Annotated in this window: 13 protein-coding genes and 2 riboswitches; of the genes, 5 read left to right on the forward strand and 8 right to left on the reverse strand. The window is 70.0% G+C overall.

The features are described from left to right. Window positions 1-14: 14 nt before the first annotated feature. The 7 genes from ACZ6IM_RS35790 to ACZ6IM_RS35820 all read right to left on the reverse strand — a co-directional run bounded on the left by ACZ6IM_RS35790 (window position 15) and on the right by ACZ6IM_RS35820 (window position 7,913). Entirely contained in the window at window positions 15-1,112 is a 1,098-nt protein-coding gene (locus ACZ6IM_RS35790; protein WP_052838481.1) for an ABC transporter ATP-binding protein, read from the reverse strand. After that, window positions 1,109-2,107, reverse strand: coding sequence for an ABC transporter permease (locus ACZ6IM_RS35795; RefSeq protein WP_052838482.1), 999 nt, complete (start codon window positions 2,105-2,107; stop codon window positions 1,109-1,111). Before ACZ6IM_RS35795 ends, ACZ6IM_RS35790 begins: the two co-directional genes overlap by 4 nt. 108 nt (window positions 2,108-2,215) lie before the next feature. After that, window positions 2,216-4,012, reverse strand: a complete 1,797-nt coding sequence (locus ACZ6IM_RS35800; protein WP_052838483.1) for an ABC transporter substrate-binding protein — start codon at window positions 4,010-4,012, stop codon at window positions 2,216-2,218. 70 nt (window positions 4,013-4,082) lie between these two features. Beyond that, window positions 4,083-5,090: an ABC transporter permease gene (locus ACZ6IM_RS35805; RefSeq protein ID WP_052838484.1), complete on the reverse strand. Its 1,008-nt coding sequence runs from the start codon at window positions 5,088-5,090 to the stop codon at window positions 4,083-4,085. A 316-nt stretch (window positions 5,091-5,406) separates the two neighbouring features. After that, window positions 5,407-6,204 carry an enhanced serine sensitivity protein SseB C-terminal domain-containing protein gene (locus ACZ6IM_RS35810; RefSeq protein ID WP_469562608.1) on the reverse strand — a complete coding sequence of 266 codons (798 nt, stop codon included), beginning with the start codon at window positions 6,202-6,204 and terminating at the stop codon, window positions 5,407-5,409. Window positions 6,205-6,398: 194 nt separating this feature from the next. Further along, window positions 6,399-7,166 (reverse strand): enhanced serine sensitivity protein SseB, encoded by a 768-nt coding sequence (locus tag ACZ6IM_RS35815; protein WP_052838486.1) that lies wholly within the window; start codon window positions 7,164-7,166, stop codon window positions 6,399-6,401. Window positions 7,167-7,244: 78 nt separating this feature from the next. Continuing rightward, entirely contained in the window at window positions 7,245-7,913 is a 669-nt protein-coding gene (locus ACZ6IM_RS35820; protein WP_052838487.1) for an AAA family ATPase, read from the reverse strand. Between the two features lie 177 nt (window positions 7,914-8,090). Then, a riboswitch (glycine riboswitch) is annotated at window positions 8,091-8,184 on the forward strand. After that, a riboswitch (glycine riboswitch) is annotated at window positions 8,185-8,300 on the forward strand. Window positions 8,301-8,339: 39 nt separating this feature from the next. Between ACZ6IM_RS35820 and gcvT the strand changes: the two genes are divergently transcribed. The 5 genes from gcvT to ACZ6IM_RS35845 all read left to right on the forward strand — a co-directional run bounded on the left by gcvT (window position 8,340) and on the right by ACZ6IM_RS35845 (window position 14,261). Further along, window positions 8,340-9,458 (forward strand): glycine cleavage system aminomethyltransferase GcvT, encoded by a 1,119-nt coding sequence (gcvT, locus tag ACZ6IM_RS35825; protein WP_052838488.1) that lies wholly within the window; start codon window positions 8,340-8,342, stop codon window positions 9,456-9,458. A 108-nt stretch (window positions 9,459-9,566) separates the two neighbouring features. Next, the gene (gene gcvH / locus ACZ6IM_RS35830; RefSeq protein ID WP_052838489.1) at window positions 9,567-9,944 is read left to right on the forward strand and encodes a glycine cleavage system protein GcvH; all 378 of its coding nucleotides are present in this window, start codon (window positions 9,567-9,569) and stop codon (window positions 9,942-9,944) included. A 14-nt stretch (window positions 9,945-9,958) separates the two neighbouring features. Further along, window positions 9,959-11,221 carry a serine hydroxymethyltransferase gene (glyA, locus tag ACZ6IM_RS35835; protein ID WP_052838490.1) on the forward strand — a complete coding sequence of 421 codons (1,263 nt, stop codon included), beginning with the start codon at window positions 9,959-9,961 and terminating at the stop codon, window positions 11,219-11,221. A 101-nt stretch (window positions 11,222-11,322) separates the two neighbouring features. Continuing rightward, window positions 11,323-12,690 carry an L-serine ammonia-lyase gene (locus ACZ6IM_RS35840; RefSeq protein WP_469562613.1) on the forward strand — a complete coding sequence of 456 codons (1,368 nt, stop codon included), beginning with the start codon at window positions 11,323-11,325 and terminating at the stop codon, window positions 12,688-12,690. Window positions 12,691-12,848: 158 nt separating this feature from the next. After that, the gene (locus tag ACZ6IM_RS35845) at window positions 12,849-14,261 is read left to right on the forward strand and encodes an MFS transporter (RefSeq protein WP_052838492.1); all 1,413 of its coding nucleotides are present in this window, start codon (window positions 12,849-12,851) and stop codon (window positions 14,259-14,261) included. A gap of 82 nt (window positions 14,262-14,343) precedes the next feature. Here ACZ6IM_RS35845 and ACZ6IM_RS35850 read toward each other — a convergent pair whose 3' ends face one another. After that, on the reverse strand, window positions 14,344-15,078 hold the full coding sequence (locus tag ACZ6IM_RS35850; protein WP_052838493.1) for a D-Ala-D-Ala carboxypeptidase family metallohydrolase: 735 nt from the start codon (window positions 15,076-15,078) through the stop codon (window positions 14,344-14,346). Between the last annotated feature and the right edge of the window lie 143 nt (window positions 15,079-15,221).

Below are 15,221 nucleotides of genomic sequence, written 5' to 3' on the forward strand. Positions count from 1 at the left end.
CTCTGCCTGGTCGCTCACAGCTTCGGCGCAATCTCTTCGGTCCAGATACGCTCCCGCTGCTCCTGCGACATGTGGCAGGCGGCCCAGTGCTTGCTGCCGACCTCGGTCAGCTCGGGGCGGACCGTGCGGGTGACGTCGTCCTTGGGCACGTCGGCGTACGGGCAGCGCGGGTTGAAGGCGCAGCCGGACGGGAGGTTGATGAGGGAGGGCGGCGAGCCCTTGACCGGGATGAGGCGTTCCTGCTGGTCGCGGTCGAGCCGCGGCATGGAGCCGAGCAGGCCCCAGGTGTAGGGGTGCCGGGGCTCGTAGAACACCTTCTCCGCCGGACCGCGCTCCACGCACCGGCCGCCGTACATCACCAGGAGGTCGTCGGCCAGCTCGGCGACGACGCCCAGGTCGTGGGTGATGACGATGACCGCGGAGCCGAACTCCTTCTGCAGGTCCCGGATGAGGTCGAGGATCTGAGCCTGGACGGTGACGTCCAGGGCGGTGGTCGGCTCGTCCGCGATCAGCAGCTCGGGGTTGTTGACCAGCGACATCGCGATCATCGCGCGCTGGCGCATACCGCCGGAGAACTCGTGCGGGTAGCTGTCCACCCGCTTGTCCGGCTGCGGGATGCCGACCCGGTCGAGCATCTCCACCGCGCGGCGCTTGGCGGTCTTCTTGTCCACCGGGTGGTGGATGCGGTACGCCTCCACGATCTGCTGGCCGATCGTGTAGTACGGGTGCAGCGCGGACAGCGGGTCCTGGAAGATCATCGCCATCTCCCGGCCGCGCAGCTTGCGCACGTGGTCGGGGTCGGCGGACAGCAGCTCGGTGCCGTCCAGCCAGATCTCGCCGGATATCCGCGCCTTGCGCTTGCCGTACTGGCCGGCGGTGTGCAGGCCCATGATGCCGAGCGAGGTCACCGACTTGCCGGAGCCGGACTCGCCCACGATGCCGAGGGTCTTGCCCTTCTCCAGCTGGAAGGAGAGCCCGTCGACGGACTTGACCAGGCCGTCGTCGGTCGGGAAGTGCACCTTGAGGTCGCGTACTTCCAGGAAGGCGGTCGGCGCGGACGAGGTGCCGGCGGGCTCGCCCACCGCTGCCCCGCTCTTGCTCAGTTCGGTCATGCGAGCCTCACTCGGGGGTCGATCACGGCGTACAGGACGTCCACCACGAGGTTGGCGATGAGCACCGCGAGAGAAGTGATCAGGGTGACGCCCAGGATAACCGGCAGGTCCTGGTTCTTGATCGCGTTGAGCACGGCCTGGCCGAGGCCGGGGAGGCTGAACGTGGTCTCCGTCAGGATCGCGCCGCCGATGAGGGCGCCGAGGTCCATGCCGAGCATGGTGAGGATGGGCGTCATCGTCGAGCGCATGGCGTGCTTGCGGATGACGACACTTTCCCTGAGTCCCTTGGCGCGGGCGGTCCGGATGTAGTCCTCGCCGAGGATCTCCATCATGGTCGCACGGGTGATCCGCGCGTACATGGCCGCGTACAGGAAGGCCAGGGTGATCCAGGGCAGGATCATGCCGCCGAGCCAGCCGGAGAAGCTGTCCGAGAGCGGCACGTACTGGGCGTCGAGCCAGCCCAGTCCGTAGGAGAAGGCCGCGAGGCTCAGCAGGCCGGTGAAGTAGATGGGCAGCGAGACGCCGGCCAGGGCGACGATCATCGCGCCGCGGTCCCACAGGGTGCCCCGCTTGAGGGCGGAGAGCACACCGGCGGCCAGACCGAAGATCAGCCACAGCACGGCGGCACCGAGCGCGAGACCCAGGGTCACCGGGAAGCGGTCGGTGAGCACCGGCCAGATGGCCTGCTCACTGCGGAAGGAGTAACCGAAGCAGGGGGCGGCGCACTCGGTGACGTCGCCGCCGCCCGAGTAGGTGCGGCCCACGAAGATGCCGCGGAAGAACTCCCAGACCTGGGCGTAGATCGGGTCGTTGAGACCCAGCTTCTCCCCCACGGCCTTGATCGAGGCGGGGTCGGCCTGCTTGCCCACGAAGCTCGCGGCGATGTCGACGCCTGCCCACTTGGGGATCAGGAAGAAGATGCTGAAGACCACCATGACGATGACCACGAGCATCACAGCGGCGGCGAACAACCGCCTCAAGAGGTAAGCGAGCACAGCTAACGGCCCGCCGCGGACCGCGGGCCACCGGAGATTGTCCGATGGCCCGCGGTCACGCCGCGCCGGCCTTCACCTGCCTTTCGTGCCGTTCGGCGGGTGTACCGGTTACTTCGTGGACTTCAGACCGAGGTTGACGAAGTCGTACATGCCGCTGTAGCCGTCGGTGGTGTAGACGTTGGCGAGACGGCTGGAGCGGAAGTTCAGGAACTTCTCGAAGACGAAGGGCAGGTAGTAGCCGCCCTCCATCACCTTGTGGTTGATCTCGGTCGCGACCTTGGCCTTGCCGGCGTCGTCGAGCGTCTTGGCGTACGTGTCGAAGAGACCGTCGATCGCCTTGTCCTTGATGAGCGCGTAGTTGTTGTTACCGCTCTCCAGGATGAACCGGCTGTCCCACAGCGGCTGGCCGTAGCCCTGCACCGACGGGAAGTCCGGGCCCCAGCCCATGATGATGATGCCGTAGTTCTTCTTCTTCACGTTCGCGGGGCTGCCGATGATGCCGGCGGTCTGCGAGCCGTCGTACTGGTCGATGTCGACGGTGATGCCGACCTTCTTCAGCGACGCCTGGAGCGACTCGGCGGTGGCCACCTCGACCGGCTTGTTGTTGCGGACCGCGATGGTGGTCTTGAAGCCCTCGGGCTTGCCGCAGGCCTTCAGCTCTTCCTTGGCCTTGGCGACGTTGCCGGTCTTGTTCTCACCGGCGATGCCGTACGGGTCGTACTTCTGGCCCTCGGCGCCCGGGACACCCGGGGGCAGCATGTTGGTGCCGATGTCGCCGCCGGCGACCGGGCCGCCGCGCGCGGTCTGCAGCGAGACGTGGTCGGCGCCGTAGATCACGGCCTTGCGGCAGTGCTCGTTGTCGAACGGCTTCACGCTCTGCGGGAAGACGGCGTAACGGACGTAGCCGGAGACCGGGTTGTCCAGGTTGCCCTTGTGCTCCTTGAGGGCGGTGGAGCGGCCCTGCGGGGAAAGGCTGGTCTGGGCGAGGTCCAGGTCGTAGTCGCCGGCGATCAGACGGGAGTCCAGGTCGTTGGCGTTGGAGAAGAACTTGATGGAGATCTTGTCCGGGTAGGCCTTGCGGACCGGGTCGGAGGCCTGCTTCCACTCGGTGTTGCGGACCAGGACGAGGTCCTTGCCCGGGCTGTACGACTGGAACTTGTACGGGCCCGAGGAGAACGGGTGCAGACCGTACTTGGACTTGGTGTCCTTGTCCTGGCGGACCGGGGAGGCCGAGGTGAGCGCGAGCATCTCCTCGAAGTCCGAGTTGGCCTTCGGCAGCTTGAAGACGATGGTCTTGTCGTCCGGCGTCTCGATCGCCTTCAGGCCGAGCTTGTCCTTGGACTTGTCCTTGTACGGGCCCTGGTACGTGCCCTCGGGGTCGAGCACCTCCTTGAGGTACGTCGGACCGCCGGACAGCACGTCCTGCGCCCACACGCGCTCGATGCCGTACTTGACGTCCTTGGAGGTGATCGGCTTGCCGTCCTCCCAGGTGACGCCGTCACGCAGGGTGTACGTGTAGGTCTTGCCGTCGTCCGAGACCTTGGCGGTGGCGGTGGCCAGGTCCGGCACCACACCGGCGCCGGCCTTGCCCGGCTCCGTGGCGTTGGTGACGAGCTGACGGGAGTAGTAGCGCGAGAAGTTCCACATGAAGCCGTAGTAGCCGCGGGTGGTGTCCCACGAGTCGGCGTCCTGCGCGCTGGCGAACTTCAGCTCGCCACCCTTCTTGGCCTGGTCTGCCTGGGCGACCTTGTTGTTGGCGGCGTCGAAGCCGGCAGCGCCATTCTTCGAACCCCCGTTACCGCCGTCGCTGTCGCCGCCGCACGCCGCCGTGGTCAGCAGCGCGGCCACCACCGCGGCAGCGGCCAAAACCTGCTTGCGCCGCCCTGAGGTGCGTTGGGTAGTCACGATCTCGGATCCTCCGGATTAGATGAGAGACCCCGTGCAGGTGCCACGGGTCACTTTGCGGTACGGCAGTTCAGCGGGAGCCCTTCGGGTCCAGCGCGTCACGCACGCCGTCGCCGAAGAGGTTGAAGGCGAGCACGGTGATGAAGATCGCTACACCCGGGATCACCATGTACATGGGGTCCGAGTCGTAGTAGTCGATCGCGCTCGAGAGCATCTGCCCCCACGAGGCCGTGGGGGGCTTGACGCCCACACCCAGGAAGCTGAGTGCCGCCTCGGTGAGGATGTTGGTGGGGATCATCATCGTCGTGTAGACGATGATCGGCGCGACCAGGTTGGGCAGCAGTTCCTTGAAGAGGATGTAGAACCGCCCGGCGCCCAGGGAGCGGGCGGCCTCGACGTACTCCCGTTCGCGCATCGACAGGGTCTGGCCGCGGACCACGCGGCCGATGTAGGGCCAGCCGAAGAAGCCGATGACCAGGATCATCACGAACAGGCGGACACCGGTGCCGGTGAGGCCCAGCATGTTGTTCGGCATGACCGAGACCAGGGCGATGATGAACAGCAGCTGCGGGAAGGCGAGCAGACCGTCCATGACCCGGCTGATGAGGGAGTCGACCCAGCCGCCGAAGAAGCCAGCCAGGACACCGAGGACGGTGCCGATGACCACGGCGACGATCGCGGACAGGAAGCCGACGAGCAGCGAGATCCGGGCGCCGTAGAGGATGCGGGCGAAGATGTCGCGGCCGTTGACGGGCTCGACACCGAGCCAGTGCTCGCCGCTGATACCGCCCAGGGAGCCGGTGGGGGTGCCGAACAGCGGGTCGATCAGGTCCTCGTGGTGCGCCTCGGGGTCCTGCCCGACGAGGTTGGCGATCACGGGGGCCAGCAGCGCGATCACGATGAGGAGGAGCACCACCGTGCCACCCGCGAGGGCCAGCTTGTCCCGTTTCAGCCGCTCCCAGGCGATGCGCCCAAGGGAACGCCCCTGTACCGCCTTGGCCTCGGCGCCGGCAACCGCCGCTTCCTCGGCCGCACTCGGGGCCGCTTCCGCGGTCGGCTCGTGCAATGGTGCCGTCATCTGGCAGGGACCCCTCTCAACCGGCGGTAGCCGGCCCGCACTTGCCGCTGTAGCGGCGTGATCAGTCCGTCGTACACAGGAGCGAGCTTCCACCCCTTACTTGCGGGAGTCTTCAACGCTTTGGCGATCTGTAGCCAGACTTGCCGGGGAATGGATGCGCAACCGTGATGCTGTTTGAGGTGTTCCGTTATCCGGACAGTGGGTAACGGGGGCCGGACACGGGCGAGTTGGTACATCAGGGACAAGCAGGCGCTTTGCGTCCTCATCTACGCGCGAAGATCGACTCTTCCGGCGGGATCCACGGGGACCGCGGCCGTCAGTACCGGCTACCGGCCGGAGGGTATCCGTACCCGCCCGCCGGCGCCTGGGCGGGGGCGGCCGCGTGGGCCTCGCGGTCGTAGAACGGGCGCGCGTTGGCGCGCAGCCACAGGGCGACCGGATCGTGGGCGTCGGTCATCGCCACCGTCGACACCGGCAGCCCGTCCGGCACCGCGCCGACGGACTGCTGCATCATCGCGCGCACCGCGTCGACGGCGGGCGGGGAGGTGTCGTACACGTCCAGGCCGATGGTGAGGTACGGCGCCCCCAGCGCCGGCTGCACCCAGGCGCGGCGCAGCGCGCGGACCGCCGGGGTGCGGTGGGCGTTCTGCGCGAGCAGGGCGTAGAACTGGGGGATCTCGATGGCCGGTTCGGACAGCCGCAGGGGGCCCGCGGGCTGGCGGTCCAGGCCGGAGGCGATGCGGCGCAGGTCGAGCCAGGGGATGCCGACGCCGCCGCCGGGGGCGTGCGGGTTGAGCCACAGGCCGTAGTGGTCGGGGTAGAGAGCGCGGGCGGCCTCCAGGCCGTCGACCACCTCGTACGACCGGTTCCAGCCGCTGGCCGAGAGCTCCTGGGCGGAGGTCACGCAGGGGGCGTAGCCGTAGCCGTCGACCTCCATGTTCCCGTACTGGGCGTCCGGGGAGCCGGCCTGGCCGTGCCACAGCAGCATCCAGACCTGGCCGGAGGCGGGGGTGGCGAGGGCGCGCAGCAGGGCCTCGTAGGCGTCGTAGCGCCCGGGCGTCACCTGGCGCAGCATGTGCTCGACCTGTCCGGTCGTGGTGCCGCTGGCGCTCACGCGTATCGCCCCTTCGAGAGTTCCCCCGGTGTCGGACCCAGCTTAAGGCTCCGCCGGGTGCGGGGGTGCCCAGGAGCTGGGGGCTCCTTGCCGTCCGGCGGGTGCGGGTTTCGTCGTGGCTTGTCGCGCCCACGCGGCGGAGCCGCACATGTCACAGCCCCGCGCCCCTTCAGGGCGCTGTCCCTGTCCGGCGCTTACAAGCCCTGGCTGTAGAAGGGCCTGACCTTCTCCCGCATCCAGTCGCAGACCGGGTCCTGGGCTGCTTCCAGGAGGATCAGGTTGACCTGCCATTTCAGGGGGGACTTGGCGAGGGCGCGGCCGAGGGCGTCCAGGGGGAGGGCGCGGGCGTCGCCCTCCCAGTGGGTCAGTTCGACGCCGACGAACAGGACCGGGTCGGCGGTCTCGACGGCGGCCAGGCAGCGGCGCGCGCTGCGGACGACGCCGATGGCGGCGAACTCGGAGGAGGCCGCGGCCAGGAAGTCCACCGGGTCGTCCTGCCAGTCCGGCTCGAAGAGGCGGACCCGGCCGCCGGACGCGGGCCCGTCCAGGGGGGTGCGGCCGGCCCGGCACAGCTCGGCCACGGCGGGCGGCGGCAGCGGGATGCCGACCACGCCCTCCGGGTTCACCACGATGCCGACCTGCGGGGGCAGCCCGCGGGCGAACTCCGCGGCGGGGGCGATGGTGTACGCCATGTGCGCCCCCGCGACCTGGCGCAGCTGTTCCTCGGAGCTGAACACTGGCACGTAGGCCTGGCCGTCGATCTCCAGCGAGGGCAGGTCGAGGGGGCCGCTGTGCGGGCCGCCGCCGTTGGGCAGCGGGACCCAGACGAAGCTGCGGCCGAGGACCTCCACGATCCGGCCACCGGCCGACGGGATACCGAGGGAGGCGGACAGCACCTCCTCCAGCTCGTTGCCTGGCCACCCGCCGTGCGGGTGGGGGTGCGCCTGTGCCGGGAAGTCCATCTGCCTACCTACCGCCTGCCTGGTACCGCCGTTCGTGGCTGAAAGGCTAACCCGTTCGGCCCTGAGCCCTACCGTGTGTCACCCCGTGAAGGCGATCCGCCGCAGGGCGTCGGCCGCAGCCCGGTCGAGGACGACCGCGGAGGAGCAGCCCGCGGGCAGGGTGCCTTCGGTCACCGCGCGCAGCAGGCGGGAGTTGGCCGCGCGGTGCCGCAGGAACGCGTACCGCGAGACGCCCCGGCCGCGCTCGCGCTGCCCGGCCAGCGCCTCGTCGGGAGCGACGTCGAGGAGCAGCAGGTGCAGGGTGCCGTCCCGGCGGCGGGCCTCGCGGGCCAGCCAGCCGCGCACCCAGGCCTGGGTGCCGCAGTCGTGCACGACGACGCCCTCGCCGGAGCGCAGGGCGCGGCGCAGCCCCGCGTAGTGGGCGAGGCGGACGAGGGGGCGGTAGAGCGCGTACGGCAGGAAGCGCGGCATGCGGCGGTCCCAGCGGTCGCGGGTGTCCTGGGAGTCGACGCGGCCGCCGCGCACGGTGCGCCGCATCAGCGTGGACTTGCCGCTGCCGGGCAGGCCGGTGATCACCACCAGGTCCCGGGGTCCGAAGAGCAGGGCGTGCGGGCTGCGGCCGTCGCGGTCCCTCAGGTCGCGGACGACGGGTGCGGTCAGTGGGGCGCATGCCTCGGGGGCCGGGGCGGCGGGCTGCTTGGGCAGCGCGAGTCCCGAGGTCGTGGCGTACGCCGTGGTCCTGTTCACCGTGATCGTCCTCCCCTGGGGCGGTACACGAGCACCTCCCCGTCGAGTGTAAAGAGAAGGTAATGCGCGGGTCTCGCGTTTTCGTTCGCTTACTGCCACAAGCCGGTTACAGATCACGGTCTGCCACGGATCGCCCGGGCGTGCAATGATGGCGGCGCCAACTGCATACCGGCCGTTTGAATCCGCGCGGGAGAGTCCCCGGCCGCGCCGGGGCGCCGAAGGAGCAAGTCCCTCCCTTGAATCTCTCAGGCCCCGTTACCGCGCGGGCGAGGCACATCTGAAAAGCGGACCGCCCCCGACGGCGGTCCCACCCAAGGTGCAAGCCCTGATCGCCGTACTGCGGTGGCCGTGGCGAACCTCTCAGGTTCCGATGACAGATGGGGAGGACCGACCTCGCCACGTCCTGTCCTGGGAGACGACCGACCGATGAGCAGTACCGAACCGCGCCGTACCGCGCTCGACGCCACGCATCGCGCGCTGGGCGCGACGATGACCGACTTCGCCGGCTGGGACATGCCCCTGCGCTACGGCTCCGAGCGCGAGGAGCACGTCGCGGTACGCACCCGCGCCGGTCTCTTCGACCTCTCGCACATGGGCGAGATCACCGTCACCGGTCCGCAGGCGGCCGGGCTGCTCGACTTCGCGCTGGTCGGCAACATCGGCAGCGTGAAGCCGGGCCGGGCCCGCTACACCATGATCTGCCGCGAGGACGGCGGCATCCTGGACGACCTGATCGTCTACCGCCTGGGCGACACCGAGTACATGGTGGTCGCCAACGCCTCCAACGCCCAGGTCGTGCTGGACGCGCTGACCGAGCGGGCGGCCGGCTTCGACGCCGAGGTGCGCGACGACCGCGACGCCTACGCGCTGCTCGCCGTGCAGGGCCCCGAGTCCCCCGGCATCCTCGCGTCGCTCACCGACGCCGATCTGGACGGCCTGAAGTACTACGCCGGCCTGCCCGGCACGGTCGCGGGCGTTCCCGCGCTGATCGCGCGTACCGGATACACCGGCGAGGACGGCTTCGAGCTGTTCGTGAAGCCCGAGCACGCCGTCGAACTGTGGGAGGCGCTGACCCGGGCGGGCGAGGGCGCCGGGCTGATCCCGTGCGGTCTGTCCTGCCGGGACACGCTGCGCCTGGAGGCCGGCATGCCGCTGTACGGCAACGAGCTGTCGACCGCGCTGACGCCGTTCGACGCCGGTCTCGGCCGGGTGGTGAAGTTCGAGAAGGAGGGCGACTTCGTCGGGCGTGCCGCCCTGGCCGAGGCCGCCGAGCGTGCCGCCTCCCGGCCGCCCCGCGTCCTGGTCGGCCTGGTCGCCGAGGGCCGCCGGGTCCCGCGCGCCGGGTACCAGGTGGTCGCGGGCGGCGAGGTGATCGGCGAGGTGACCTCCGGCGCCCCGTCCCCGACGCTGGGCAAGCCGATCGCCATGGCGTACGTCGACCCCGCGCACGCGGCTGTCGGCACCGAGGGTGTCGGTGTGGACATCCGGGGCAGCCACGAGCCGTACGAGGTCGTGGCGCTGCCGTTCTACAAGCGCCAGAAGTAGACAGTAGACACGGGGCGCCGCCCCCGCACGGCAGTCCCCTGGGTCACTCAGCACTCCCTCTTCACCCCCTTCACCAGCCACTTCCTCGCGTACAGGAGAATTCAGGCCATGAGCAACCCCCAGCAGCTGCGCTACAGCAAGGAGCACGAGTGGCTGTCGGGCGCCGAGGACGGCGTCTCGACGGTCGGCATCACGGAGCACGCGGCCAACGCGCTCGGTGACGTCGTCTTCGTGCAGCTTCCCGAGGTCGGCGACTCGGTGACCGCGGGCGAGACCTGCGGCGAACTGGAGTCGACCAAGTCCGTCTCCGACCTGTACTCCCCCGTCTCCGGCGAGATCACCGAGGTCAACGAGGACGTCGTCAACGACCCGTCGCTGGTGAACAGCGCCCCCTTCGAGGGCGGCTGGCTGTTCAAGGTGCGGATCTCGGACGAGCCGGCCGACCTGCTCTCCGCCGACGAGTACACCGCCTTCATCGCCGGCTGAGGAGTCCCGACCCCATGTCGCTTCTGAACACACCCCTGCACGAGCTGGACCCGGACGTCGCCGCCGCCGTCGACGCCGAGCTGGACCGCCAGCAGTCCACCCTCGAGATGATCGCCTCGGAGAACTTCGCCCCGGTCGCGGTCATGGAGGCCCAGGGCTCGGTCCTCACCAACAAGTACGCCGAGGGCTACCCCGGCCGCCGCTACTACGGCGGCTGCGAGCACGTCGACGTGGTCGAGCAGATCGCCATCGACCGGGTCAAGGCGCTCTTCGGCGCCGAGCACGCCAACGTGCAGCCGCACTCGGGCGCCCAGGCCAACGCGGCCGCGATGTTCGCGCTGCTCAAGCCCGGCGACACGATCATGGGCCTGAACCTCGCCCACGGCGGGCACCTGACCCACGGCATGAAGATCAACTTCTCCGGCAAGCTCTACAACGTCGTCCCCTACCACGTCGGCGACGACGGCCAGGTGGACATGGCCGAGGTGGAGCGCCTCGCCAAGGAGACCAGGCCGAAGCTGATCGTGGCCGGCTGGTCGGCGTACCCGCGTCAGCTGGACTTCGCCGCGTTCCGCAAGGTCGCGGACGAGGTCGGCGCGTACCTGATGGTCGACATGGCGCACTTCGCCGGCCTGGTCGCGGCGGGCCTGCACCCGAACCCGGTCCCGCACGCCCACGTGGTGACCACCACCACCCACAAGACGCTGGGCGGCCCGCGCGGCGGTGTGATCCTCTCCACGGCCGAGCTGGCCAAGAAGATCAACTCCGCTGTCTTCCCCGGTCAGCAGGGTGGCCCGCTGGAGCACGTGGTGGCCGCCAAGGCCGTCGCCTTCAAGGTCGCCGCGAGCGAGGACTTCAAGGAGCGCCAGGGCCGTACGCTGGAGGGTGCCCGCATCCTTGCCGAGCGCCTGGTGCGGGACGACGCGAAGGCGGCGGGCGTCTCCGTCCTGACCGGCGGCACGGACGTCCACCTGGTCCTGGTGGACCTGCGTGACTCCGAGCTGGACGGTCAGCAGGCCGAGGACCGACTCCACGAGGTCGGCATCACGGTCAACCGCAACGCCGTCCCGAACGACCCGCGTCCGCCGATGGTGACCTCCGGCCTGCGCATCGGTACGCCGGCCCTGGCGACCCGCGGCTTCACCGCCGAGGACTTCGCCGAGGTCGCGGACGTGATCGCCGAGGCGCTGAAGCCGTCCTACGACGCCGACGCCCTCAAGGCCCGGGTGAAGGCCCTGGCCGACAAGCACCCGCTGTACCCGGGTCTGAACAAGTAGACACCACGCCTTCGAGTGGGGCGCCGCACCCGCCACAAGCGGTCCGGCGCCCCGCCCGGAGCACCCCTCCCTCTGCACCACCCCCGTTCTGAGGAGTCCCCGTGGCCATCTCGGTCTTCGACCTGTTCTCGATCGGCATCGGCCCGTCGAGCTCGCACACGGTCGGCCCGATGCGCGCGGCCCGCATGTTCGCCCGCCGCCTGCGCAACGAGGAGCTGCTGGACTCCGTCGCCTCGGTCCGCGCCGAGCTGTACGGCTCGCTCGGCGCCACCGGCCACGGCCACGGCACCCCCAAGGCGGTGCTGCTCGGCCTGGAGGGCGACTCACCGCGCACGGTCGACGTGGAGACGGCCGACGACCGCGTCGAGACGATCAAATCCGCCGGCCGCATCAGCCTCCTCGGCGAGCACGAGATCGCCTTCTCCTACGACGACGACATGGTCCTGCACCGCCGCAAGGCCCTCCCCTACCACGCCAACGGCATGACGCTGTGGGCGTACGACGCCGAGGGCGCCGAGGTGCTGACCAAGACCTACTACTCGGTCGGCGGCGGCTTCGTCGTCGACGAGGACGCGGTGGGCGCGGACCGCATCGTGCTCGACGACACGGTGCTCAAGTACCCCTTCCGCACCGGCGACGAGCTGCTGCGCCTGGCCCGGGAGACGGGCCTGTCCATCTCCGCCCTGATGCTGGAGAACGAGCGGGCCTGGCGCGACGAGGACGAGATCCGCGAGGGCCTGCTGGAGATCTGGCGCGTGATGCAGGCGTGCGTGGAGCGCGGCATGACCCGCGAGGGCATCCTGCCGGGCGGCCTCAAGGTCCGCCGCCGCGCCGCGAACACCGCGCGCAAGCTGCGCTCCGAGGGCGATCCGCTGGCCCTGTCGATGGAGTGGATCACGCTCTACGCGATGGCCGTGAACGAGGAGAACGCGGCCGGCGGCCGGGTCGTCACCGCCCCGACCAACGGCGCGGCCGGCATCATCCCGGCGGTCCTGCACTACTACGTGAACTTCGTCCCCGGCGCCGACGAGGACGGTGTCGTCCGCTTCCTGCTCGCCGCGGGCGCCATCGGCATGCTCTTCAAGGAGAACGCCTCCATCTCCGGCGCCGAGGTCGGCTGCCAGGGCGAGGTCGGCTCCGCCTGCTCGATGGCGGCCGGCGCCCTCGCCGAGGTGCTGGGCGGCACCCCGGAGCAGGTGGAGAACGCCGCCGAGATCGGCATGGAGCACAACCTCGGCCTCACCTGCGACCCGGTCGGCGGCCTGGTCCAGATCCCCTGCATCGAGCGCAACGGCATGGCCGCGGTCAAGGCGGTCACGGCGGCCCGGATGGCGATGCGCGGCGACGGCTCCCACAAGGTGTCCCTCGACAAGGTCATCAAGACCATGAAGGAGACCGGCGCCGACATGTCGGTGAAGTACAAGGAGACGGCCCGGGGCGGGCTGGCGGTCAACATCATCGAGTGCTGAGCGGGCGCCCCGGCCGGGGCGGAGGCGGGCGCCTCCACCGGCGCCTCACCGCCTCGCCGACGCCTCATCGGTGTCTCACATCGTGACATCCACTTTCCGAAAAACAAGACGGCTGAGATCGTTGCAGGGCCCATGTTTCGCACGTGAAAGACCGAGCCATGCCCGCACCAGCCTCCGGCCCAGCACCCAAGACCCCCGTCAACCCCCGGTCGCGGGTCCTCATCGCCAGCCTCATGGGCACGACGATCGAGTTCTACGACTTCTACATCTACGCGACCGCCGCCGTCCTCGTCTTCCCGAAGCTCTTCTTCCCGAGCAGCGACCCCACCACGGCGCTGCTGTCGTCGTTCGCGGTGTTCGGCGCCGCGATGGTCGCCCGGCCGATCGGCGCCGTCTTCTTCGGCCACCTCGGTGACCGGCTCGGCCGCAAGAAGACGCTGGTCGTCTCGCTGCTCACCATGGGCATCGCCACCTTCCTCATCGGCGCCCTGCCCACCTACGCGCAGGCCGGCTGGGTGGCCACCGCGCTGCTCGTGCTGATGCGGCTCGCACAGGGCTTCGCGCTCGGCGGCGAGTGGAGCGGGGCCGCGCTGGTCGCGACCGAGAACGCCCCCCGCGGCAAGCGCGCGCTGTACGGGACCTTCCCGCAGCTGGGCGCCCCGCTCGGCTTCATCATCGGCAACGGCCTGTTCCTGATCATCGGGGCGCTGCTGCCCTCCGACGCCGGCGCCGACCCCACCCAGCCGTCCGAGGCCTTCGCGAGCTGGGGCTGGCGCATCCCGTTCCTGTTCTCGGCCGTGATGGTCGCGATCGGCCTGTGGGTGCGCTCGCGGCTCGTGGAGTCGACTGTGTTCGCCAGGACCCGCGAGGCCGGCAAGGTGCACAAGCTCCCGCTGGCCACCGTGGTCCAGGGCCACTGGAGGCAGCTGGTCCTCGGCACCTTCATCATGCTGGCGACGTACGTGCTCTTCTATCTGATGACCACGTTCTCGCTGAGCTACGGCCGCGCCGCGAAGGACGCGGACGTGCCCGGACTCGGCTACAGCTACACCACGTTCGTCCTGATGATGATCTTCGGCGTGCTGTTCTTCGCCGTGTTCACCCTGGTCTCCGGCCCGCTCGCCGACAAGTACGGGCGCCGCACCACCCTGGTCTGGATCACCGCCGCGATCGTGGTCTTCGGGCTGGTCTGGGTGCCGCTGATCGGCCTGGGCACGCTCGGCGTGGTGCTGTGGCTGGTGCTCGGCTTCACGCTGATGGGCATGACCTTCGGCCCGATGGGCGCGCTGCTGCCGGAGCTGTTCCCGACGAGCGTGCGCTACACCGGATCCGGCATCTCCTACAACGTCAGCTCCATCCTCGGCGCGGCCGTCGCCCCGTTCATCGCGGTGGCGCTGTGGGAGGCCGGTGACGGATCGCCGTGGCTGGTCGGCGTCTACCTCTCGGCGATGGCCGTGCTGACGCTGATCGCCCTGCTGCTCGGCAAGGAGACCAAGGACGTCTCCCTGGACGAGGGCGAGCCCGACGCCTCCGAGGAGGACCGGCCCCGGGCGGCCTCGGTCGCCTCCTGAGCCCCCGTCCGCCCGGGGTTCCGCCACCGCGCCGTGACCGTCCGCCGGGCGCCCCCACGCCCGGCGGACGGTCACCGGTGGCTCAGATGCCGCAGGTGGGGGCCGACCAGTACGGCGACGGGTCGAAGGCCACGTGGGTGTGGTCGTTGTGGCCGGGGTAGCCCGGGCCGAGGATCTCCGAGAAGCCGTGGGTCCTGGCCTGCTGGGCGAGCCGGCAGAAGCTGGGCGAGCCGGTGAGGTCGGCGGCGTCGCCGTAGAGGTGGCGGCTGGTGGACGAGCCGCCCACCGCGCTGTTGCAGGCGCGGGAGCGGAAGCCGCTGGAGATGGTGATCGGCACGTCGCCGAGGGCGTGCCGCATGGCCTCCAGCTTCCACATGGTCTTCAGCGCGTTCGACTTGGCGGTGGCGGCGGAGACCGCGCCGCCCGACCAGTCCGAGTTGCACTTGTTCAGCTCCGCGTAGCTGAAGTGGACGGGCGTGCAGTCCGCGTCCTGGAGCGCGTAGATCTTGCTGAAGGTCGCGGGGCCCGCGACACCGTCCGCGCCCAGGCCGTAGGCGGCCTGGAACTTCTTCACGGCGGCGGCGGTCCGGGCGCCGTACTGGCCGTCGTAGGAGAGCCGTTCGCCGGAGGTGACCCAGCCGGCGACGCGGATCTGGAGCTGCGTCACGTCGCTGCCGGAGGAGCCCTCGGAGAGGGTGCGGTTCCAGGTGTAGCAGGAGTCGGCGTGCGCGGCGCCGGCGGTGGCGCCCACCCCGGCCACCGCTCCAGCCATGAGCATGACAAATGAGAGAAGGAGACGTGACACGCGTCTGAACATCCCGGCCTCCCGACCGTCGAGTCGTCCGTGAACCGGAGCCCAGCGTGCGGCACTGCGCTACGCGCGTCAATGGCGCCCGGGCGAAGGGAAGTCGACGTTTCCGCCTCCGACGCGGATCACCCGTGCCATCGTGGGGAATAACC

This window comes from Streptomyces sp. NPDC042336, assembly GCF_055581985.1.

Coding starts and splice junctions, on each gene's coding strand:
- ACZ6IM_RS35790 (WP_052838481.1), bottom strand. CDS start 1,112: ATGACCGAACTGAGCAAGAGCGGGGCAGCGGTGGGCGAGCCCGCCGGC.
- ACZ6IM_RS35805 (WP_052838484.1), bottom strand. CDS start 5,090: ATGACGGCACCATTGCACGAGCCGACCGCGGAAGCGGCCCCGAGTGCG.
- ACZ6IM_RS35815 (WP_052838486.1), bottom strand. CDS start 7,166: ATGGACTTCCCGGCACAGGCGCACCCCCACCCGCACGGCGGGTGGCCA.
- gcvT (WP_052838488.1), top strand. CDS start 8,340: ATGAGCAGTACCGAACCGCGCCGTACCGCGCTCGACGCCACGCATCGC.
- gcvH (WP_052838489.1), top strand. CDS start 9,567: ATGAGCAACCCCCAGCAGCTGCGCTACAGCAAGGAGCACGAGTGGCTG.
- glyA (WP_052838490.1), top strand. CDS start 9,959: ATGTCGCTTCTGAACACACCCCTGCACGAGCTGGACCCGGACGTCGCC.
- ACZ6IM_RS35845 (WP_052838492.1), top strand. CDS start 12,849: ATGCCCGCACCAGCCTCCGGCCCAGCACCCAAGACCCCCGTCAACCCC.
- ACZ6IM_RS35850 (WP_052838493.1), bottom strand. CDS start 15,078: ATGTTCAGACGCGTGTCACGTCTCCTTCTCTCATTTGTCATGCTCATG.